A 19,942-nucleotide genomic window follows, 5' to 3' on the forward strand; every position below is an offset into this window, starting at 1 on the left:
AAGATGACCGCACCACTGAGCCTTGCCACCCTTGCCCCCGAACCCGACCCACGCCCGGTGCTGATCCGCATCGAAGGCCTGAACAAGCACTACGGCGCGTTCCACGTGCTGCGCGACATCGACCTGCAGGTGCGCGAAGGCGAACGCATCGTGCTGTGCGGGCCGTCCGGCTCGGGCAAGTCGACCCTGATCCGCTGCATCAACCGCCTGGAAGTGGCCCAGCAGGGCAGCATCAAGGTGGATGGCATCGACCTGGCGGCCACCACCCGCGAAGCGACGCAGGTGCGCAGCGACATCGGCATGGTGTTCCAGCACTTCAACCTGTTCCCGCACATGAGCGTGCTCGACAACTGCCTGCTGGCCCCCACCAGCGTGCGCGGCCTGTCGCGCAAGGACGCCGAGGAGCGGGCGCGCATGTACCTGAGCAAGGTCGGCATCGAAAGCCAGGCGCACAAGTACCCCAGCCAGCTGTCCGGCGGCCAGCAGCAGCGCGTGGCGATTGCCCGGGCGCTGTGCATGAAGCCGCGGATCATGCTGTTCGACGAGCCCACCTCGGCGCTTGACCCGGAGATGGTCGCCGAGGTGCTGGATGTGCTGGTGCAACTGGCCGGCACCGGTATGACCATGCTCTGCGTCACCCACGAAATGGGCTTTGCCCGCCAGGTAGCCGAGCGGGTGCTGTTCCTCGAGGGCGGGCAGATCATCGAAGACAGCCCGCCGCAGGTGTTCTTCAACCAGCCGCGTACCGAGCGGGCCAAGGGGTTCCTGGCGCAAATACTGCACTGACACCTGTTCCGGCCTCTTCGCGGGCTCGCCCGCTCTCATAGAACAACACATGACTCATTGGTTCGGCGAGGTTCTGTAGGAGCAGCCTTGTGCTGCGAAGAGGCCGGGGCTGACAAAGCCTGTCTATCGGCTGTACCGGCCTCTTCGCAGCACAAGGCTGCTCCTACAAAGGACGCGTCAGACGAGCGATATTGGTTCTCTGCGCGAAAGCGCAGCCCAAAGGGCTGGGCAATCTCCCACAGGATCACCTCGGCCTTCGAGACCGGTGATCAACCTGTGGGAGCGGGCATGCCCGCGTAGAGGCCGGAACAGGCGATACCTTCATTGCACCGCTGCAAAGACCCAACTGCATCGTTAAATATTATTGACCTTAACCCCCGCCAAACCCACGCCACTACAGGCCCGCATCGGTTTAAGACCCCAAAATCCGGCGCATCCCCTGCAATCAAGCCCTGCTCCGTCGTTTGACATATCGAACGGCTCTGGCAAGCTATCTACAAGCCCCGACCGGAATCGTCGCCTCCGACGAGCCGGCAGTGCTCGGGGCTACAGGTTGCACCCATGGCCCCGCGCCGTGCACCTGCACAACAACGACAGGCCGAACCTGTCCCAAGGTGACATATGTCCAACAGCAACATTGGCAACAAGCAACCCTCCCTGCGCAAACCCGTCGTCCTGATGACCATGGGCAGCCAAGAGCGCAAAGGCCATGACTATCAGGTCATGACCCACAAATACATCACCCCGCTGGTCGAGTTTTCCGATTGCGTCCCGGTGCTGGTGCCCACCTGCTGCGGCATCGAAGATCTCGAGACCTATCTGGACATGGCCGACGGCGTGTACCTGACCGGCGCCGGCAGCAACATCGACCCGGCCCTGTACGGCCAGGAAAACGAGACCCCCGGCAAAGGCCAGGACCAGAACCGCGACCTGTTCGACATCCCGCTGGTCAAGGCCGCGATCAAGCGTGGCCTGCCGATCTTCGGCATCTGCCGTGGCATGCAGGAAATCAACGTGGCCCTGGGTGGCGACATCTACCAGAAGGTGTACGCCGAGCCAGGCTTCAACGACCACCGGGAAAACCCGGAAGACCCGGTCGAGGTGCAATACGCCCAGGTGCACGGCGTGAAGATCAAGCCGGACAGCTGGCTGCGTGACACCCTGGGTAGCGACGAGATTCGCGTCAACTCGCTGCATGGCCAAGGCCTGCGCAAGCTCGGCGCCGGCATCGAGGCCATCGCCCACGCCGAAGACGGCCTGGTCGAGGCGATCCATGCCCCGAGCATCTCGCCATTCCTGTTCGCCGTGCAGTGGCACCCGGAATGGCAAGCAGCGAAGAACCCGGATTCGATCAAGATTTTCCAGGCTTTCGGCGACGCTTGCCGGGCCCAGGTACGCAAGGCGCAGATCAAGCGTCAGCACGCTGCCTGACCCCAGTTTCCTCTGCTTTGATCGCGGGGCGGCGCAAGGTCGCCCCCGTTTTCCCCGGTCACCCTCTGCTGGTCCCAGAACACTTCCTGTGGAAACGGGCGGCGGGCTTGTGCCTGTCTCCGCGATCGTTTTTTCCTGCCCCATAAAGAGATACGATGACTGATCGCGATGAATCTGCCATCTGCGTCTCGTGCATCTGTTGTTGTCGCCTGTTCTGGCCTCTTCGCGGGTAAACCCGCTCCCACAGGGATCTCCGAAAATTTCAAGCGCGAAGCGGTGCCTGTGGGAGCGGGTTTACCCGCGAAGAGGCCGGCACAGGCAATAACATTCCTTCCTCCCCTCCACAAAAAAATCTCCCAGAGGGACTAGTCATCGTACATGTTGTACGATAACTTACCTCCAACGCAAAACAACACCCTTCACCCAAGCGCCACAGGATGCCAACAACAATGACTCCACAAGAACTCAAATCCATCCTCTCCCACGGCCTGCTGTCCTTCCCGGTCACCGACTTCAACGCCCAGGGCGACTTCAACCCGGCTGGCTACGTCAAGCGCCTGGAATGGTTGGCCCCGTACGGCGCCAGCGCCCTGTTCGCCGCCGGTGGCACCGGTGAGTTCTTCTCGCTGGCAGCCAGCGAATACAGCCAGGTGATCAAGACCGCCGTCGACACCTGCGCCAAGTCGGTCCCTATCCTCGCCGGCGTCGGTGGCTCCACCCGCCAGGCCATCGAATACGCGCAAGAAGCCGAGCGCCTGGGTGCCAAGGGCCTGCTGCTGCTGCCGCACTACCTGACCGAAGCCAGCCAGGAAGGCGTCGCCGCCCACGTCGAAGCCGTGTGCAAATCGGTAAACATCGGCGTAGTCGTCTACAACCGCAACGTCTGCCGCCTGAACGCCGACCTGCTGGAAAAACTGGCCGAGCGCTGCCCGAACCTGATCGGCTACAAGGACGGCCTGGGTGACATCGAGCTGATGGTGTCGATCCGTCGCCGCCTGGGCGACCGCTTCAGCTACCTGGGTGGCCTGCCGACCGCCGAGGTGTATGCGGCCGCCTACAAGGCCCTGGGCGTGCCGGTGTACTCCTCCGCCGTGTTCAACTTCGTGCCGAAGACCGCCATGGACTTCTACAACGCCATCGCCCGTGACGACCACGCCACCGTGGCCAAGCTGATCGACGACTTCTTCCTGCCGTACCTGGACATCCGCAACCGCAAGGCCGGTTACGCCGTGAGCATCGTCAAGGCCGGCGCCAAAATCGCCGGTTACGACGCCGGCCCGGTGCGTACTCCGCTTACCGACCTCACCGCCGACGAGTACGAAAAACTCGCCGCGCTGATGGACAAGATGGGCCCGCAGTAAGCGCCGCCCGCGGCCTGCCAGATGCCGCGCCCGGAGTGGGCCAGCCCCACTCCGGTTACAATTCGTGAGCCCGCACAAAAATAACTAGTGGGAGTACTACCAGCATGCAAGCGACGAAGAAGACGCATGTGCGCTACCTGATCCTGTTCATGCTGTTCCTGGTGACCACGATCAACTACGCCGACCGCGCCACCATTGCCATCGCGGGCTCCAGCCTGCAGAAAGACCTCGGCATCGATGCCGTGACCCTCGGCTACATCTTCTCCGCCTTCGGATGGGCATACGTGGCTGGCCAGATTCCTGGTGGCTGGCTGCTCGACCGCTTCGGTTCCAAGAACGTCTACGCCTTCAGCATCTTCACCTGGTCGCTGTTCACCTTGTTGCAGGGCTTTGTCGGTGGCCTGCCGGTGGCCTGGGCGGTGGTGACGCTGTTCACCCTGCGCTTTTTGGTCGGTTTTGCCGAAGCCCCGTCGTTCCCCGGCAATGCGCGCATCGTCGCGGCCTGGTTCCCGACCCAGGAACGCGGCACCGCCTCGGCCATCTTCAACTCGACGCAGTACTTCGCCACCGCATTGTTCGCACCGATCATGGGCTGGATCGTGTTCAGCTTCGGCTGGGAGCACGTATTCGTGGTCATGGGTGCACTGGGCATCGTGTTCTCCATGGTGTGGCTGAAGACCATCTACAACCCGCGCCAACACCCACGTATCAGCCCAGGTGAACTCGAACACATCGAGCAGAATGGCGGGCTGGTGGACATGGACCAGAAGCGCGGCAACGACGGCCCGAAATGGGGCTACATCAAGCAACTGCTGACCAGCCGCATGCTGCTGGGCGTGTACCTGGGCCAGTACTGCATCAACGCCATCACCTACTTCTTCCTCACCTGGTTCCCGGTGTACCTGGTGCAGGAGCGCGGCATGACCATCCTCAAGGCCGGCTTCATCGCCTCGCTGCCGGCGGTCTGCGGCTTCATCGGTGGTGTGCTGGGCGGGGTGATCTCCGACTGGCTGCTGCGCCGCGGCAACTCGCTGACCTTCTCGCGCAAGCTGCCGATCGTCTGCGGCCTGCTGCTGTCGACCACCATGGTGTTCTGCAACTACGTCGACGCCGAGTGGATGGTGGTCGGTTTCATGACCCTGGCGTTCTTCGGCAAAGGCATCGGCGCGCTGGGCTGGGCGGTGGTCGCCGACACCTCGCCGAAACAGATCGCCGGGCTGTCGGGCGGGCTGTTTAACACCTTCGGCAACATCGCCTCGATCACCACGCCAATCGTGATCGGCTACATCATCAGCGCCACGGGTTCGTTCAAGTGGGCTCTGGTGTACGTCGGCGCCAACGCCCTGGTGGCGGTGTTCAGCTACCTGGTGATCGTCGGCCCGATCAAGCGCATCGAGCTGCGTGAAAGCCCAAAGCCTGACGCCGAGCCAGTGGCCGGCAGCGAACTGGCCGGCTCGCGCCACTGAGTGAACACGCCCGCGGCGGCCACCCTGCCGCGGGCGGATGTACAAAAGCCTGAGAACCTGAAAAGTAGGGCCCGAACATGCAGTTGATCGAACATTCCGACTCGCCCCGCTACGTCCGCCTGCACGACGACGACAATGTCGTGGTGGTGGTCAATGATGGTGGCCTGGGCGAAGGCGCCCGCTTCGCCGACGGCCTGACCCTGGTCGAAGGCGTGCCACAGAGCCACAAGGTGGCCACCGTAGCCATCGCCAAGGGCGAACCGGTGCGCCGCTACGGGCAGATCATCGGCTACGCGCTGGAAGACCTGCGCCAAGGCAGCTGGGTGCAGGAGAGCCAGCTGGCCATGCCGGCCGCGCCGGAGCTGGACAGCCTGCCACGCTGCGACGCCGTCCCGCAGCCGCTGCCGCCGCTCGAAGGCTTCACCTTCGAAGGCTACCGCAACGCCGACGGCACCGTCGGCACCCGCAACATCCTCGGCATCACCACCACCGTGCAGTGCGTGGCCGGCGTGCTGGAGCATGCGGTCAAGCGCATTCGCAGCGAGTTGCTGCCCAAGTACCCCAATGTCGATGACGTGGTGGCCATCACACACAGCTACGGCTGCGGTGTGGCGATCAACGCGCGCGATGCCTACATCCCGATCCGCACGGTGCGCAACCTGGCGCGCAACCCCAACCTGGGCGGCGAGGCCCTGGTCATCAGCCTGGGCTGCGAAAAGCTGCAGGCCGGCCAGGTGATGCACGACAACGACCCATCGGTGGACCTCAGCGACCCGTGGCTGTACCGCCTGCAGGACGCCAGCCTGGGCTTTGTGGAAATGATCGAACAGATCATGCAACTGGCCGAGACCCGCCTGAAGAAACTCGACCAGCGCCGCCGCGAAAGCGTGCCGGCCAGCGAACTGATCCTGGGTATGCAGTGCGGGGGCAGCGATGCCTTCTCGGGCATCACCGCCAACCCGGCGCTGGGCTACGCCGCCGACCTGCTGGTACGCGCCGGCGCCACCGTGCTGTTCTCGGAGGTGACCGAAGTGCGCGACGCCATCTACATGCTCACCTCGCGGGCGGAAAACCAGGAGGTCGCAGACGCCCTGGTGCGCGAAATGGACTGGTACGACCGCTACCTGCAGCAAGGCGCCGCCGACCGCAGCGCCAACACCACGCCGGGCAACAAGAAAGGCGGCCTGTCGAATATCGTCGAGAAGTCCCTGGGGTCGATCGTCAAGTCCGGTAGCGGCGCCATCCAGGGCGTGCTCGGCCCGGGCGAGCGGGTCAACCGCAAAGGCCTGATCTTCTGCGCCACCCCGGCCAGCGACTTTGTCTGCGGCACCCTGCAACTGGCTGCCGGCATGAACCTGCATGTGTTCACCACCGGCCGCGGCACACCATACGGCCTGGCCATGGCGCCAGTGGTCAAGGTATGCACCCGCAGCGAGCTGGCCCAGCGCTGGCCCGACCTGATCGACATCGACGCCGGGCGCATCGCCAGCGGCCGCTCGACCATCGAGGAGCTGGGCTGGGAGCTGTTCCACTACTACCTGGACGTGGCCAGCGGCCGCAAGCAGACCTGGGCCGAACAGCATCGCCTGCACAACGACATCACCCTGTTCAACCCGGCACCGATTACCTGATGCCAAGGGCTTGCCCGACTCAATATTGCAACGCGGTCCCTGTGGGAGCGGGTTCACCCGCGAACACCGGCAAAGCCGGTGCCATACACCGAGTTGCCTGCTTCGCGGGTGAACCCGCTCCCACAGGGTCCGAGCAAACGCCTCAAGCACGTTCTCTTCATTCACTACTCTCTACAGGAGCACCCCATGCCTGAAATCCTCGGCCACAACTTCATCGCCGGCCAGCGCAGCGCCGCTGGCCCGCAGCGCCTGCAGAGCCTGGACGCCAGCACCGGCGAGGCTCTGCCCTACAGCTTCGCCCAGGCCACCGAAAGCGAAGTGGACCAGGCCGCCAAGGCCGCGGCCGCCGCTTTCGCCGAATTCCGCCAGCTGGCCCCGGCGCGGCGCGCCGAATTCCTCGACGCTATCGCCGCCGAACTGGACGAACTGGACGACGCCTTCGTCGCCATCGTCTGCCGTGAAACCGCCCTGCCCCCCGCCCGTATCCAGGGCGAGCGCGGCCGCACCAGCGGCCAGATGCGCCTGTTCGCCCAGGTGCTGCGCCGTGGTGACTTCCTCGGTGCGCGCATCGACCTGGCCCTGCCCGAGCGCCAGCCCCTGCCACGCGTGGACCTGCGCCAGATGCGCATCGGCGTCGGCCCGGTCGCCGTGTTCGGCGCCAGCAACTTCCCGCTGGCCTTCTCCACCGCCGGCGGCGATACCGCTGCGGCCCTGGCCGCCGGTTGCCCGGTGGTGTTCAAGGCCCACAGCGGCCACATGGCCACCGCCGACCTGGTTGGCTGTGCCATCCAGCGCGCCGCCGAGCGCACCGGCATGCCCAAGGGCGTGTTCAACATGGTGTTCGGTGGTGGCGTCGGCGAGTGGCTGGTCAAGCACCCGGCCATCCAGGCGGTCGGCTTCACCGGCTCGCTGAAAGGCGGTGACGCCCTGTGCCGCATGGCCGCCGAGCGCCCGCAGCCGATCCCGGTGTTCGCCGAGATGTCCAGCATCAACCCGGTCATCATCCTGCCGGGCGCCCTGGCCAAGCGTGGCGAAGCCATCGCCCGAGAACTGGCCGGTTCGGTGTGCCTGGGCGCAGGCCAGTTCTGCACCAACCCGGGCCTGGTGATCGGCCTGCAGTCGCCGCAGTACAGCCAACTGCTGGCCGAGCTTGGCCAGCACCTGGGCCAGCAGGCCGGCCAGACCATGCTCAACGCAGGTGGCCTGCGCAGCTACGTCGGTGGCCTGGAGCACCTGCACGCCCATGCCGGTATCGAGCACCTGGCCGGCCAGGCGCAAGCAGGCAGCCAGGCGCGCGCCCAGCTGTTCAAGGCCGATGCCCGCCTGCTGGTGGCGTCTGACCCGCTACTGCAGGAAGAAGTGTTCGGCCCGACCACTGTTGCCGTGGAAGTGCAGGACAACGATCAGTTGCGCGCCGCCCTGCTCGGCCTGCGCGGCCAGCTGACCGCGACCCTGATTGGCGAGCCGGAAGACCTGCAGGCCTTCGCCTGGCTGGTACCGCTGCTGGAAGAGAAGGTCGGGCGGATCCTGGTCAACGGCTACCCGACCGGTGTCGAGGTGTGTGATGCGATGGTGCACGGCGGGCCTTACCCGGCCACGTCGGATGCGCGCGGCACATCGGTCGGCACCCTGGCAATCGACCGCTTCCTGCGCCCGGTGTGCTACCAGAACTACCCGCAGCCACTGTTGCCTGAGGCACTGCGCGACGGCAACCCGCTTGGGCTGCGCCGGCTGGTGAATGGCCAGTGGAGTGAGGGCGCGATCTGATCGCCCCTTGAAACCAGAAAGCCCCGCGCATGGCGGGGCTTTTCTTTTGCCTGTACCGGCCTCTTCGCGGGTAAACCCGCTCCTACAGGGACCGCGCCGTACTTACAGGTAATGGATAACCTTGTGGGAGCGGGTTTACCCGCGAAGAGGCCAGGTCAGGCAACAGAGAAGCCTCAGGCCCCCTGCGCCTCGGCCTCTTCATGCGCCTGGCGCAAGCGCTCGCGGCTGTTGCTCAGGTGCATGCGCATGGCCATCTTCGCCCCTTCGCTATCACGCCGGGCGATGGCTTCGTAGATCGCCTCGTGCTCATGCATCAGCCGGCTCATGTAGTGCGCCTGGTCATCATGGGCCAGCCGCGCCGAGTTCAACCGGGTACGCGGGATGATGCTGGTGCCCAGGTGGTTGATGATGTCGGCGAAGTAGTGGTTGCCGCTGGCCTGGGCAATGCGCAGGTGGAACTGGAAATCCGCCGACACCGCATCCGTGGCGTGAGCAGCCCCTTCGTTGAGTTCGTCCAGCGCCGCACGCATGCCGGTCAGCTCTTCATCGCTGCGCCGCTGCGCCGCCAGGCCCGCCGATTCGATCTCCAGGGCAATGCGCAACTCCAGCACCGCCAACACTTCGCGCAGGGTGACCACGGTCGCCGGGTCGATACGGAAACCACCCGTGGCTGGCGCGTCCAGCACGAAGGTGCCGATGCCGTGGCGGGTCTCGACCTGCCCGGCAGCCTGCAGCCGCGAGATCGCTTCACGCACCACCGTGCGGCTGACACCCTCTTCGGCCATGATCTGCGATTCGGTCGGCAGCTTGTCGCCGCGCTTGAGCTGGCCGCTGCGAATGCGCTCGGTCAGCACCGTGACCAGTTCCTGGGCCAGACTGCGCGGCTTGCGCCGGGTCTTTGCCTGTACCTGCTGCTCTGTCATTGCCCTGTATTTCACCTTGAAAGACAGCGCTCATCATAGCGCAAGCAGTTGTACGATCACATACACGCAGTGCGGTATTTCTCGGCGTCCGCAGGCGACACGCAGCCCTTAACGCAACACTGGAAATGCTGGCCCCTCGCAGGTGCAAGCCTGTACTGTGCGGTTTCACGCTCATCCATGGAAGGAAAACACCGCATGAAACCCCTCGACCGCTTGTTGCTAGCCAGTGGCCTGTTGATCCCCTTCTGGCTGCTGGCAGGCGTATGGTTCACCGCCCTGGCCTACCCCGGCTACGACCACCTGCAACAGGCCATGAGCCAGCTCGGCGCCGTCGGTTCGCCGACCCAGAACTGGTCGCCGTTGGTCAACAACTTCCCCCTTGCCATGCTGTTCACCCTGTTTGCCTGGGGCCTGGCGCGGCGCTGGCGTGGTTCGAAGCTGGCATTGCTGAGTGCGGCGCTGGTGCTGTTGCATGGTCTGGGCAGCCTGGGTACCGGCTGGTTTCCCTGCGACCAAGGTTGCACTCCGGCGCAGCCTTCCCCTTCACAGCAGCTACACAACCTGTCCGGCTTGCTGATGTTCCTTTCGCTGACCCTTGCAAGCGCACTGTGGGCCTGGTTGGGCAATCGCATTGCCGGCTCCAGGGCACTGGGGCTGTTTTCCCTGGCCTTCGTGGTGCTGGCGATCGTGACCGTCGTACTCATGGGCAAGGCAGCGCAAAGCGGCCAATGGTTCGGCCTGTACCAGCGCCTTAACTACGGCGTATCGGTGATCTGGGTCGCCAGCCTGGCCTGGACCAGCCTGCGCACCCACCGCGCCAGCCCGTTGCGGATGGCAACAACCTGACGGCAATTTGCTGGCCCCCGGTAGCTGCTTGTGAAGGCAAACTTCGTTTTCCTTCAGATGCTTAGGACAGCAACATGCGAGTACTTCTAGCAACGATGGCCGGCTGCCTGCTAGCCACGCTCGCTTTCGGCGCCCAGGCACGGGCGCTGAGCCAGAACGATCGCCACACTTGCGGCTGGGGCGCACAGATAGCCGCCGAGGCCCAGCAGGCCAAGCTTTCCGGGGTAACCCTGTATGCCACGCGCAAGAAGCTGCAGGCGCGCAAATTCCCCAAACCGTGGATGCGCATGACTGCCTTCGGCATTACCGAACAGACCTACAACAGCCGCTCGCGGCTAAAGCCTGCAGCGATCAAGCAGACCTATTACGAGCAGTGCGTGCAGCATGCTGTAGCAAGGCGATAAAGCTCTGGCTCTTTGGGCTGCGCTGTCGCGCAGAGAACAAATATCGCTCATTTGAAGCGTCCTCTGTAGGAGCAGCCTTGTGCTGCGAAGAGGGCCGGTACAAGCAATAGACAGGCTTTGTCAGTGCCGGCCTCTTCGCAGCACAAGGCTGCTCCTACAGAATCTCACTAAACCAATGAGGCATGTGTAGTTCTATGAGAGCGGCCTTGGGCATTTGTTAAACTGATGAAAACTGTCGGACGCAACCAAGACCATTCGCAACATGGATGAACTACGCAAGATCGACCTCAACCTGCTGCTCGCTCTGCACGCCCTGCTGAGCGAAAAGCACGTCACCCGCGCCGCCCTGCGCCTGCACCGCAGCCAACCGGCGGTAAGCCACGCCCTGGCGCAGTTGCGCAAGCACTTCGACGACCCCTTGCTGGTGCGCCAGAACGGCAGCATGACCTTGACCGCCCGCGCCCAATCGCTGGCCAAACCGCTGCACGACGCCCTGGGCAACCTCAACGACCTGCTGGCCGCCCCACAGTTCGAACCGGCCAAGGCCCAGCGTCGCTTCAGGCTCTCGCTGTCCGACTATTCCTCGCGGATCATCCTGCCACCCCTGCTGCGCCACCTGCGCCAGGTCGCGCCCGGGGTGGACCTGGCCATCAGCCAGGCCAGCCGCGAAACCATGCTGGCCCAGTTGCTCGATGGTGAACTGGACCTGGCCCTGGGCATCTTCCCGGACCTGCCCCAGGCCATCACGGCGCAGCCGCTGTTCACCGACAGCTTCATCAGCGTTGCCGACCGCCAGGTGCTACCGGCCAGCGGCGGCCTGGCCCTGGACGACTGGCTGGCCCGTCCGCATGTGCTGATGGCCATGCACCCGGATGCCTTCGATGAAATCGAACGCGCCCTGGCCGCGCAAGGCCTGCGTCGGCGGATTGCCCTGGCCTTGCCGCACTGGAGTGCGGCGGTCGAGGTGCTGGCCGGCACCGACCTGATCCTCACCGTGGCCAGCCGCGCGGTTGGCTCGCTGCACCAGGACAGGACATTGCGCCAGTTCGAGCCGCCACTGGCGATTCCTTCGTTCGATTACCAGCAAGCCTGGCATAGCCGCAAGGACGACGACCCCGGGCATCGCTGGCTGCGGGAAACCGTGTGGGCGTGCAGCCAGCCGGGGCGCTGATCAGCCTTCCGACTGTTTCTCCACGGCAGTGGCACTGGCCGGCGTGCCTGCTGCCCAGGTGCCCTGCACCAGCAGCACGCCGCAGAGGATCAGCACCACACCTGCCAACCTGGCCAGGTTGAGCGGCTTGCCCCCCAACCCCATCACCCCGAAGTGGTCTGCGACCACCGCCGTGATGATCTGCCCCGCCACCACCAGCACCAGGAACCCCGCCGCCCCAAGCCGGGGGGTGAGCGCAGCAGCACCGGCCACATACAGCGCCCCCAGCACACCACCAACCCACAGCCACCAGGGCCCCTGCAAGGCCTTGCCCATGTCCGGCGCCGGCACCCTGAGGACCAGCAGCGCGGCGATCACTACCAGCGAACTTACCGTCAATGACGTGAACGCACCCCACAACCAGTGCCCCAGCGCCCGGCCGACGGCGGCATTACCCGCAGCCTGGAACGGCAGCACGGCACCGGCAAGCAACGCCAGGGCAAAGGGAAGCACCAGAAGGCACAAGGTCTTGCTGAACATGGCAGTCCTCATTCGTGACAGATGTTCAGGCGATGATCGGGAAATTCCCTTCATCCATGGAAATCGAAAGTGTGCACGTACTTTATTCACCACATGGATACACGATCACGCAGCCCATTACCGGCAAGCCAGCGCCCATAGGTACCGCGCAGTCCTGAAGCCTGAGCCGTACCTATGAGAGCAACTGTCTTGCTCAAATTCTAAAAGTTGGCGCGATCTCTGTGGGAGATCGCCCAGTCCTTTGGGCTGCGCTGTCGCGTAAAGAACTGAAATCGCAAGCGGTACGCGTACCCTGTGGGAGCGGCTTTAGCCGCGAAGAATCCAACGCGGTGCATGGCACCGGCTGCGCCGGTGTTCGCGGCTAAAGCCGCTCCCACAAAGTCCCTGGCTTGCCGGCGATGGGCCGCACAGCGGCCCCAATCGATTAGCTGAAAGGGCATCAATGCAAGGCGATCCCATAGGCGGGCAACCCACAGCCTGCCCCAATCAATGGTCAGCGCGAGGTCTCGACGCGCAGCACTTCGGTGTAGATCGCGTCGACCGTCTGGCCGACCTTGAGGTTCTTCATGCGTGCCTGCAGGTCAGGGTTCTCGACCTTGACCACCTGCAGCTTGCCCTCCGGCGGCAACAGGCTCACTTCATGCGTCTTGAGGTCGATCTTCTTGATCTGCGAGGTCACCCTGACCTGGCGGAACGCCTCGCCGCCCGGGTTGGGGTTGTCTGCGGTGGCGCGAATGGTACCGGACTCTTCAGTCGCCTTCGGTGCACCGCCCACCTCGGGATTCAGCACATAGGCCACAGCACGGGTTACGTAGATGTCGACCTGGTCACCCACCTTGAGGTTGGGCAGCGCCTTGGCCTTTTCAGTGAGCTGGAAGGTCACATCCTTCTTGGCGTCAGGGCCTTTCACCGTGACCTGTCGGTTAGCCAGGTCGATGGCCGTGACCTGCGTGGTGACGTGGCTTTCCAGCGCCTCGCTACCGATGGGAATACCGGCAGCCTGCACCGTGAAACTGGCGGCGGACGCCAGGGTGGCAAGGGCAACAGCACGAGCGAGAGAGCGAATCGGATTCATAGGCCTGCTTCCATGTGATCAAGACCGGATGGGGGCGTGAAATGTTCACGCGCCAACAAGCATAGCCCTTGCCTGGCACATTGCCGGCCCTGCCCCTTGCGACGCGTTTTGTCGTTTTTTTGCCGAATGCACCATTGCAATAGCAAATGCGAACTCTTTACACTTGCTTTACATTTACAAATCATTACTATTCGCGACCTTCAAATACAACAAAGAGTCACCTGTAATGGCAAAAAAGTCTGTTGCACCAGCATCAATTTCCGTGCTTGGCCTGCTGGTTGTGCCTGCTGTTCACGCGGCTGTCCAACCTGAATCGCAGGGCTCCCTCGCCTTGCCCGCCACTACCGTCACCAGCGCCTACGAGCAGCAAAGCTACAAGGCCAGCGAAAGCCGCAGCGCCATGAAGATCGACGCCCCGCTGCGCGACATCCCGCAAACCGTCAACGTCGTGCCCGAAAGCGTGATCAAGGACCAGGGTGCGCAGTCTATGGAAGACGTGCTGAAGAACGTGCCCGGCGTCGGCCTGTCCAACGGCGACGGCCAGCGTGACCAGGTGACCATTCGCGGCTTCAGCGCCATTGGCGACATGTACATCGACGGCGTGCGCGACGACGCGCTGTACTTCCGCGACCTGTCCAACATCGAGCGGGTCGAGGTGATCAAGGGCCCTGCCGCCGTGCTGTATGGCCGCGGCTCTTCGGGCGGCCTGATCAACAGCATCAGCAAGAAGCCGAGCTTCACGCCCAAGCGCGAAGTCGGCATGAGCTTCGACAGCGAAGGCAAGCGCCGCACCCAGTTCGACACCGGCTGGGCCGACCCGCAAAGCAACCAGGCCTACCGCGTGACCGGCGCCTTCGAAGACAGCGACACCTTCCGCGACGATGGCTATATCGACCGCAAGGCCATCGCGCCATCGGCCTACTTCCGCCTCTCCGACGACCTGGAACTGAACCTGGGCGCCACCTACCTGTACGACAAGCGCCTGATCGACTTCGGCATCCCGGCGCTGGGCAACCGCCCGGTAGATGTGGACCGCGACAAGCGCTTCGGCTCCGGCGATGCCGACCAGGACTACGCCCGCAGCGAAGTGTTCTCGCTGACTGCCAGCCTGGACTACCGCATCAACGACGACTTCACCCTGACCAACACCAGCCGGTACTACCGCTACGACCTGGACCGCAACAACACCTTGGCCGACAGCAGCCCGACGCGCTTCGTCACCGCGCCTGACGGCGAACTGCTGGTCAAGCTCAACCGTGGCAACGTCGCCCGCGACGAGTACGGCATGTTCAACCAGACCGAACTCAAGCAACAGGCGCAGCTTGCCGGCATGCAGCACAACCTGCTGTATGGCGTTGAAGTGGGCTTCCAGGACAAGCACCAGCGGGTGCGGAGCCAGAACAACGTGGCCCAGGTGCCGGTGTACCGCGACGCCCTGGTGCCGGTGCCGGAGCACGCCGCCAACCTGTCGTCCAAGGGCACCAACTTCCAGCAGACCGCCGGCCTGTATGTGCAGGACATGATCGAGCTGAACGAGCACTGGAAGGCCCTGGTCGGTGTGCGTTATGACATCTTCGGCCAGGAGTACGACGACGACCGCGCGCAGAACGTAGACCTCGACCGTACCGACAAGACCTGGAGCCCACGTGCCGGCCTGGTGTACCAGCCGGATAACATCCAGTCCTACTATGTGTCGGTCAGCCGCAGTTACCAGCCTTCGGGCGAAGTGTTCGCGGTCAGCCCGACCAACCAGCATCTGGAGCCGGAAGAAACCACCAACTACGAAATCGGCGCCAAGTGGGACCTGCTCGACAGCCGCCTGTCGGTGACCGCAGCGGTATTCCGCCTCGAGCGCACCAACATGAAGACCGCCGACCCGGCCAACCCCAACCTGACTGTGCTGGCCGGCGAACAGCGCACCGACGGTTTCGAAGCCACCGTCAGCGGGCAGCTCACGGACAAGTGGCAGATCTACGCCGGCTACGCCTACCTGGATGCCGAGATCACCAAGTCCAACAGCAAGACCAATGGCGTGGCCAACGAAGGCCAGACTCCTACCCTGACGCCGCGTAACAGCGCCAACGTCTGGCTGGTGCGCACGCTGACCCCGGAATGGCGCGTGGCCGCCGGCGCCAACTACGTCGACGAGCGCTACACCGCACTCGACAACGTGGTGGTGATGCCGGGCTACACCACCTTCGACGCCGCGCTGCTGTACAGCGTGCCGCAGTGGGATGCCGCGCTGCGCCTCAAGAACGTGTTCGACCGCGACTACTATGCCTCCGCGCACGGTTCGGTTGACCTGATTACCCCAGGTGCACCGCGCACGCTGGAAGCCAGCTTCAACTACCGGTTCTGATCGTTGCCCCAGGCGCAAGGCCTTGCCATGGTGCAAGGCCTTGCGCTGCTTCTGATACAACGCAAGCGTTCACCGCTTCGCTTGAATGCAATATCCTGTGCAGTGTATGGCACCGGCCTTGCCAGTGTTCGCGGCGCTTCGACGCCTCGGTAAACCCACTCCCACAGGGGCAGCACCTTGCTTGCGATCGCAGAGTCCTGCACCTCGGTAAGGAGAGCATATGAGCAGTAAACCGATTCGCCCCTCCACGTTCTGGGCGCTGACCACCCTGCTCGCCTTCAGCCTGACACTCACCGCCGGCTGCTCCAGCGAAGCCAGCAAGGCCAGGTACGCGACGCCGGCAACGGGCTCCAACTGCTTCGCCAAGGCCGTCCCCACCACCGGCGAAGGCGGCCTCGCGTGGGGCAATACGCTGAGCATTGCCCGGCAGAAATCGCTGAACAACTGCGTGCGTTATGCAAGCCGGTCAGGGGGCACACCGAAGACTTGCCAGGTGGTGATGGCCAAGTGCAAGAACTGAGCGCTTGGCCCGTGGGCTCAACCTCGAATGATCACCACTTCAAGGTACTCGCTCGGCACCACCAACGACGACGAGCCGCCCACATTGCTTTCATTCAGCAACTGGGTCAGATCCCGCTCCAGCGCCCCGGCCGCTTCCGGCTCCAGCGAGGCAAACGCTTTGTGCACCGGCCCGTACCAGGTGCGGAACACCTCGATGAAATGCGCCGCCGAGCGATAGCGGAAGTTGAAGTGCTGGCGGCTGACCTTCAATTCGCCCAGCGCCCCCTCGAACATCACGCGCAACTGTTCTTCATCACCCCAGCGTGAAGGCGGCAGAGCCCCGGCTGGTGGCGGTACATGCCGCCCGAGGGTCTTGAACATCTGCCCGACGAACCCTTGCGGGGTCCAGTTGGCCAGACCGATCCGGCCACCGGGCCGGCACACCCGGCTCAGTTCGCGTGCGGCCTGGGCCTGGTCGGGCGCGAACATCACGCCGAAAGTGGACAGCACGGCATCGAAGGTGCCATCGGCAAACGGCAGCGCTTCGGCATCGGCGACCTGGAACACCACATTGAGGTGCTCGGCCCGCGCGCGTTCTTCACCGCGCTTTAGCAGCTCGGGCACATAGTCGGTGGAGGTGACACAGCAGCCGCGCCGGGCAGCAGCCAGGGTGGCATTGCCGTTGCCGGCGGCGACATCCAGCACCTGCTCGTCCCAGCGCAGGTCACAGGCTTCGGCCAGGCGTTCGCCAACCAGTTGCAGGGTGGTGCCGATTACCGCGTAGTCGCCACTGGCCCACGCGGCTTGCTGGCGGGCTTTGAGGGCATTGGTATCCAAAGGGGTGCTCATGGTCTGCGCCTTCTTGTTGTGCGCGGCCGAGGTCCTTCTGGCGGTCAACGCGCCATGGATCGAGGGGATGGGAGCAAAACGCTACGCGCCTGGCAGGCGAAGCGGCAAGACAGATTGGGGATAGCGGTTATTTGAAACCGATATATGAAGGCGATCGACGTCGCTGTAGGAGCGGCCTTGTGTCGCGATGGGCCGCAAAGCGGCCCCCGTTTTGGCATTGAAGCTGATATTGCCGGGGCCGCTTTGCGGCCCATCGCGACACAAGGCCGCTCCTACAGGAGTCAGGCGAACTTGGCCCGGGCCGCGTGCAGCTTCTTGTAGCTTTCGATCAGGCGCAGGTGGCGATCGAGACCTTCGAGCTTCATGCTGGTCGGGGTCAGGCCATGGAAGCGCACGCTACCGTCCACCGAACCCAGCACCGCGTCCATGCGCGGGTTACCGAACATGCGGCGGAAGTTGGCTTCGTAGTCGTCCATTTCCAGTTCGTCGTCCAGCAGCACTTCCAGCACCACGTTCAGCGCCTGGTAGAACAGGCCGCGCTCGACGGTGTTGTCGTTGAACTGCAGGAACGCCTCCACCAGTTCCTTGGCATCCTCGAAGCGCTGCACAGCCAGGCAGATCAGCAGCTTCAGCTCGAGAATGGTCAACTGGCCCCACACCGTGTTCTCGTCGAACTCCACGCCGATCAGCGTGGTGATGGTGGTGTAGTCATCCACATCGCAGTTGTCCAGGCGCTTGAGCAGCAGCTTGAGGGAACGGTTGTCCAGGCTGTGGAGGTTGAGGATGTCGGCGCGGAACGACAAGGCGCGGTTGGTGTTGTCCCAGATCAGGTCCTCGACCGGGTAGATCTCCGAATAACCCGGCACCAGGATGCGGCAGGCGGTGGCGCCAAGGTTGTCGTACACTGCCATGTACACCTCCTTACCCAGGTCCTCGAGGATGCCGAACAAGGTCGCGGCCTCCTGCACGTTGGAATCCTCGCCGTGGCCGGAGAAGTCCCACTCGACGAACTCGAAGTCAGCCTTGGCACTGAAGAAGCGCCACGACACCACGCCACTGGAGTCGATGAAGTGCTCGACGAAGTTGTTCGGCTCGGTCAGCGCGTGGCTTTCGAAGGTCGGTTGCGGCAGGTCATTCAAGCCTTCGAAGCTGCGACCCTGCAGCAGTTCGGTGAGGCTGCGCTCCAGCGCCACTTCCAGGCTCGGGTGGGCGCCGAACGAAGCGAACACGCCGCCGGTGCGCGGGTTCATCAAGGTCACGCACATCACCGGGAACTCGCCACCCAGCGACGCATCCTTGACCAGCACCGGGAAGCCCTGCTCTTCCAGGCCCTGGATGCCGGCGACGATGGCCGGGTACTTGGCCAGTACCTCCTGCGGCACATCCGGCAGGCACAGCTCGCCTTCGAGGATTTCGCGCTTCACGGCGCGCTCGAAGATTTCCGACAGGCACTGCACCTGCGCCTCGGCCAGGGTGTTGCCGGCGCTCATGCCGTTGCTGAGGAACAGGTTCTCGATCAGGTTGGACGGGAAGTACACCACCTGCTGGTCGGACTGGCGCACGAACGGCAACGAGCAGATGCCGCGCGCGGTGTTGCCCGAGTTGGTGTCGTACAGGTGCGAGCCACGCAGCTCGCCGTCCGGGTTGTAGATTGCCAGGCAGTGCTCGTCGAGGATCTCGGCCGGCAGCGCATCGCGCGGGCCGGGTTTGAACCACTGCTCGTTCGGGTAGTGCACGAACGGCGCGTTGGCCAGGTCCTCGCCCCAGAACTGGTCGTTATAGAAGAAGTTGCAGTTCAGCCGCTCGATGAACTCACCCAGCGCCGAGGCCAGCGCGGCCTCCTTGGTCGCGCCCTTGCCATTGGTGAAGCACATCGGCGACTGGGCGTCGCGCACATGCAGTGACCACACGTTAGGCACGATGTTGCGCCACGAGGCGATCTCGATCTTCATCCCCAGCCCGGCGAGGATGCCCGACATGTTGGCGATGGTCTGTTCCAGCGGCAGGTCCTTGCCGGGGATGTAGGTGCTGGTGTCCGCCACCGGCATCAGCAGGCCCTGGGCATCGGCATCGAGGTTGTCGACCACTTCGATCACGAACTCGGGGCCGGTCTGCACCACCTTCTTCACCGTGCAGCGGTCGATGGAGCGCAGGATGCCCTGGCGGTCCTTCTCGGAAATGTCCTCGGGCAGCTCGACCTGAATCTTGAAGACCTGGTTGTAGCGGTTTTCCGGGTCGACGATGTTGTTCTGCGACAGGCGAATGTTTTCGGTGGGAATGTCGCGGGTCTGGCAGTACAGCTTGACGAAGTAAGCCGCGCACAAGGCCGAAGACGCCAGGAAATAGTCGAACGGCCCTGGGGCCGAGCCATCCCCCTTGTAGCGGATCGGTTGGTCGGCGATCACCGTGAAGTCGTCGAACTTGGCTTCGAGACGGAGATTGTCGAGAAAATTGACCTTGATTTCCATGCGGGATTACCGTGATTTAAGCGTGCAAAACGAAATTGGCCGGCATTATCCGGGTTTTCGTTGCGGAAGTCCTCCTCACCTCCAAATGCGCTTTCTTGTAGGAGCGGCCTTGTGTCGCGATGGGCCGCAAAGCGGCCCCTTACAATACTGCATGCTGCCAAGATCCTGGGGCCGCTGCGCGCCCCATCGCGACACAAGGCCGCTCCTACAGGCGATAGCGCACATCGCCGCTTGCGCATTTCACCGAATTGCTTGCCTGATCCTCTGAACCTGCCCCCGTCAGCAGACCGGCGGTCACCCCGCTGTGCTAGCGTTTCTGCACTGGGGAGCACCGTATTCCCCGATCACAAGAAACCAAGCGACAGCAACCGTTGACGGGCAGGTG

16 protein-coding genes are annotated in these 19,942 nt (G+C 63.8%); 11 read left to right on the forward strand and 5 right to left on the reverse strand.

Annotation, left to right across the window (positions count from 1 at the left end; genetic code table 11):
- Window positions 1-3 precede the first annotated feature (3 nt).
- The 6 genes from WM94_RS15795 to WM94_RS15820 all read left to right on the forward strand — a co-directional run bounded on the left by WM94_RS15795 (window position 4) and on the right by WM94_RS15820 (window position 8,442).
- Window positions 4-786 (forward strand): amino acid ABC transporter ATP-binding protein, encoded by a 783-nt coding sequence (locus tag WM94_RS15795; RefSeq protein WP_061551629.1) that lies wholly within the window; start codon window positions 4-6, stop codon window positions 784-786.
- 621 nt (window positions 787-1,407) lie between these two features.
- On the forward strand, window positions 1,408-2,217 hold the full coding sequence (locus tag WM94_RS15800; protein WP_061551630.1) for a gamma-glutamyl-gamma-aminobutyrate hydrolase family protein: 810 nt from the start codon (window positions 1,408-1,410) through the stop codon (window positions 2,215-2,217).
- 449 nt (window positions 2,218-2,666) lie between these two features.
- Window positions 2,667-3,578 carry a 5-dehydro-4-deoxyglucarate dehydratase gene (gene kdgD, locus WM94_RS15805; RefSeq protein ID WP_039615340.1) on the forward strand — a complete coding sequence of 304 codons (912 nt, stop codon included), beginning with the start codon at window positions 2,667-2,669 and terminating at the stop codon, window positions 3,576-3,578.
- 104 nt (window positions 3,579-3,682) lie between these two features.
- A complete protein-coding gene (locus tag WM94_RS15810) occupies window positions 3,683-5,044 on the forward strand; it encodes an MFS transporter (protein ID WP_061551631.1) in 1,362 nt (453 codons plus the stop codon).
- 77 nt (window positions 5,045-5,121) lie between these two features.
- Window positions 5,122-6,675 (forward strand): galactarate dehydratase, encoded by a 1,554-nt coding sequence (gene garD, locus WM94_RS15815; protein ID WP_013972992.1) that lies wholly within the window; start codon window positions 5,122-5,124, stop codon window positions 6,673-6,675.
- A 186-nt stretch (window positions 6,676-6,861) separates the two neighbouring features.
- Window positions 6,862-8,442 carry an aldehyde dehydrogenase (NADP(+)) gene (locus tag WM94_RS15820; protein ID WP_061551632.1) on the forward strand — a complete coding sequence of 527 codons (1,581 nt, stop codon included), beginning with the start codon at window positions 6,862-6,864 and terminating at the stop codon, window positions 8,440-8,442.
- A 173-nt stretch (window positions 8,443-8,615) separates the two neighbouring features.
- Here the strand turns inward: WM94_RS15820 and WM94_RS15825 are convergent, their stop codons facing one another.
- The gene (locus WM94_RS15825) at window positions 8,616-9,365 is read right to left on the reverse strand and encodes a FadR/GntR family transcriptional regulator (RefSeq protein WP_024087290.1); all 750 of its coding nucleotides are present in this window, start codon (window positions 9,363-9,365) and stop codon (window positions 8,616-8,618) included.
- 195 nt (window positions 9,366-9,560) lie between these two features.
- On the opposite strand from WM94_RS15825, the gene WM94_RS15830 reads away from it, so the two are divergent.
- The 3 genes from WM94_RS15830 to WM94_RS15840 all read left to right on the forward strand — a co-directional run bounded on the left by WM94_RS15830 (window position 9,561) and on the right by WM94_RS15840 (window position 11,786).
- Window positions 9,561-10,211 (forward strand): DUF998 domain-containing protein, encoded by a 651-nt coding sequence (locus WM94_RS15830; RefSeq protein WP_061551633.1) that lies wholly within the window; start codon window positions 9,561-9,563, stop codon window positions 10,209-10,211.
- 74 nt (window positions 10,212-10,285) lie between these two features.
- Entirely contained in the window at window positions 10,286-10,615 is a 330-nt protein-coding gene (locus WM94_RS15835; protein ID WP_023660807.1) for a hypothetical protein, read from the forward strand.
- Window positions 10,616-10,877: 262 nt separating this feature from the next.
- Window positions 10,878-11,786, forward strand: coding sequence for a LysR family transcriptional regulator (locus tag WM94_RS15840; RefSeq protein ID WP_061551634.1), 909 nt, complete (start codon window positions 10,878-10,880; stop codon window positions 11,784-11,786).
- Here WM94_RS15840 and WM94_RS15845 read toward each other — a convergent pair whose 3' ends face one another.
- Window positions 11,787-12,305: a DMT family transporter gene (locus WM94_RS15845; protein ID WP_061551635.1), complete on the reverse strand. Its 519-nt coding sequence runs from the start codon at window positions 12,303-12,305 to the stop codon at window positions 11,787-11,789.
- 493 nt (window positions 12,306-12,798) lie between these two features.
- On the reverse strand, window positions 12,799-13,380 hold the full coding sequence (locus WM94_RS15850; protein WP_061551636.1) for a hypothetical protein: 582 nt from the start codon (window positions 13,378-13,380) through the stop codon (window positions 12,799-12,801).
- A 226-nt stretch (window positions 13,381-13,606) separates the two neighbouring features.
- Between WM94_RS15850 and WM94_RS15855 the strand changes: the two genes are divergently transcribed.
- Together WM94_RS15855 and WM94_RS15860 are read left to right on the forward strand one after the other, a co-directional pair.
- Entirely contained in the window at window positions 13,607-15,739 is a 2,133-nt protein-coding gene (locus tag WM94_RS15855) for a TonB-dependent siderophore receptor (protein ID WP_061551637.1), read from the forward strand.
- 220 nt (window positions 15,740-15,959) lie between these two features.
- The gene (locus WM94_RS15860; RefSeq protein WP_061551638.1) at window positions 15,960-16,259 is read left to right on the forward strand and encodes a hypothetical protein; all 300 of its coding nucleotides are present in this window, start codon (window positions 15,960-15,962) and stop codon (window positions 16,257-16,259) included.
- A 17-nt stretch (window positions 16,260-16,276) separates the two neighbouring features.
- Here the strand turns inward: WM94_RS15860 and WM94_RS15865 are convergent, their stop codons facing one another.
- Window positions 16,277-17,089 carry a class I SAM-dependent methyltransferase gene (locus tag WM94_RS15865; RefSeq protein WP_061551639.1) on the reverse strand — a complete coding sequence of 271 codons (813 nt, stop codon included), beginning with the start codon at window positions 17,087-17,089 and terminating at the stop codon, window positions 16,277-16,279.
- Window positions 17,090-17,370: 281 nt separating this feature from the next.
- On the reverse strand, window positions 17,371-19,557 hold the full coding sequence (locus WM94_RS15870; protein ID WP_013973003.1) for an OsmC domain/YcaO domain-containing protein: 2,187 nt from the start codon (window positions 19,555-19,557) through the stop codon (window positions 17,371-17,373).
- Window positions 19,558-19,942 lie beyond the last annotated feature (385 nt).

It is taken from the genome of Pseudomonas sp. ABFPK (genome assembly GCF_001586765.1).
In the GTDB taxonomy this organism is placed as follows: domain Bacteria; phylum Pseudomonadota; class Gammaproteobacteria; order Pseudomonadales; family Pseudomonadaceae; genus Aquipseudomonas; species Aquipseudomonas asiatica.

Excerpts from the sequence above, each read along its gene's own strand:
- WM94_RS15795 (WP_061551629.1), top strand. The coding sequence starts at position 4 with ATGACCGCACCACTGAGCCTTGCCACCCTTGCCCCCGAACCCGACCCA.
- WM94_RS15800 (WP_061551630.1), top strand. The coding sequence starts at position 1,408 with ATGTCCAACAGCAACATTGGCAACAAGCAACCCTCCCTGCGCAAACCC.
- kdgD (WP_039615340.1), top strand. The coding sequence starts at position 2,667 with ATGACTCCACAAGAACTCAAATCCATCCTCTCCCACGGCCTGCTGTCC.
- WM94_RS15810 (WP_061551631.1), top strand. The coding sequence starts at position 3,683 with ATGCAAGCGACGAAGAAGACGCATGTGCGCTACCTGATCCTGTTCATG.
- garD (WP_013972992.1), top strand. The coding sequence starts at position 5,122 with ATGCAGTTGATCGAACATTCCGACTCGCCCCGCTACGTCCGCCTGCAC.
- WM94_RS15820 (WP_061551632.1), top strand. The coding sequence starts at position 6,862 with ATGCCTGAAATCCTCGGCCACAACTTCATCGCCGGCCAGCGCAGCGCC.
- WM94_RS15825 (WP_024087290.1), bottom strand. The coding sequence starts at position 9,365 with ATGACAGAGCAGCAGGTACAGGCAAAGACCCGGCGCAAGCCGCGCAGT.
- WM94_RS15830 (WP_061551633.1), top strand. The coding sequence starts at position 9,561 with ATGAAACCCCTCGACCGCTTGTTGCTAGCCAGTGGCCTGTTGATCCCC.
- WM94_RS15835 (WP_023660807.1), top strand. The coding sequence starts at position 10,286 with ATGCGAGTACTTCTAGCAACGATGGCCGGCTGCCTGCTAGCCACGCTC.
- WM94_RS15840 (WP_061551634.1), top strand. The coding sequence starts at position 10,878 with ATGGATGAACTACGCAAGATCGACCTCAACCTGCTGCTCGCTCTGCAC.
- WM94_RS15845 (WP_061551635.1), bottom strand. The coding sequence starts at position 12,305 with ATGTTCAGCAAGACCTTGTGCCTTCTGGTGCTTCCCTTTGCCCTGGCG.
- WM94_RS15850 (WP_061551636.1), bottom strand. The coding sequence starts at position 13,380 with ATGAATCCGATTCGCTCTCTCGCTCGTGCTGTTGCCCTTGCCACCCTG.
- WM94_RS15855 (WP_061551637.1), top strand. The coding sequence starts at position 13,607 with ATGGCAAAAAAGTCTGTTGCACCAGCATCAATTTCCGTGCTTGGCCTG.
- WM94_RS15860 (WP_061551638.1), top strand. The coding sequence starts at position 15,960 with ATGAGCAGTAAACCGATTCGCCCCTCCACGTTCTGGGCGCTGACCACC.
- WM94_RS15865 (WP_061551639.1), bottom strand. The coding sequence starts at position 17,089 with ATGAGCACCCCTTTGGATACCAATGCCCTCAAAGCCCGCCAGCAAGCC.
- WM94_RS15870 (WP_013973003.1), bottom strand. The coding sequence starts at position 19,557 with ATGGAAATCAAGGTCAATTTTCTCGACAATCTCCGTCTCGAAGCCAAG.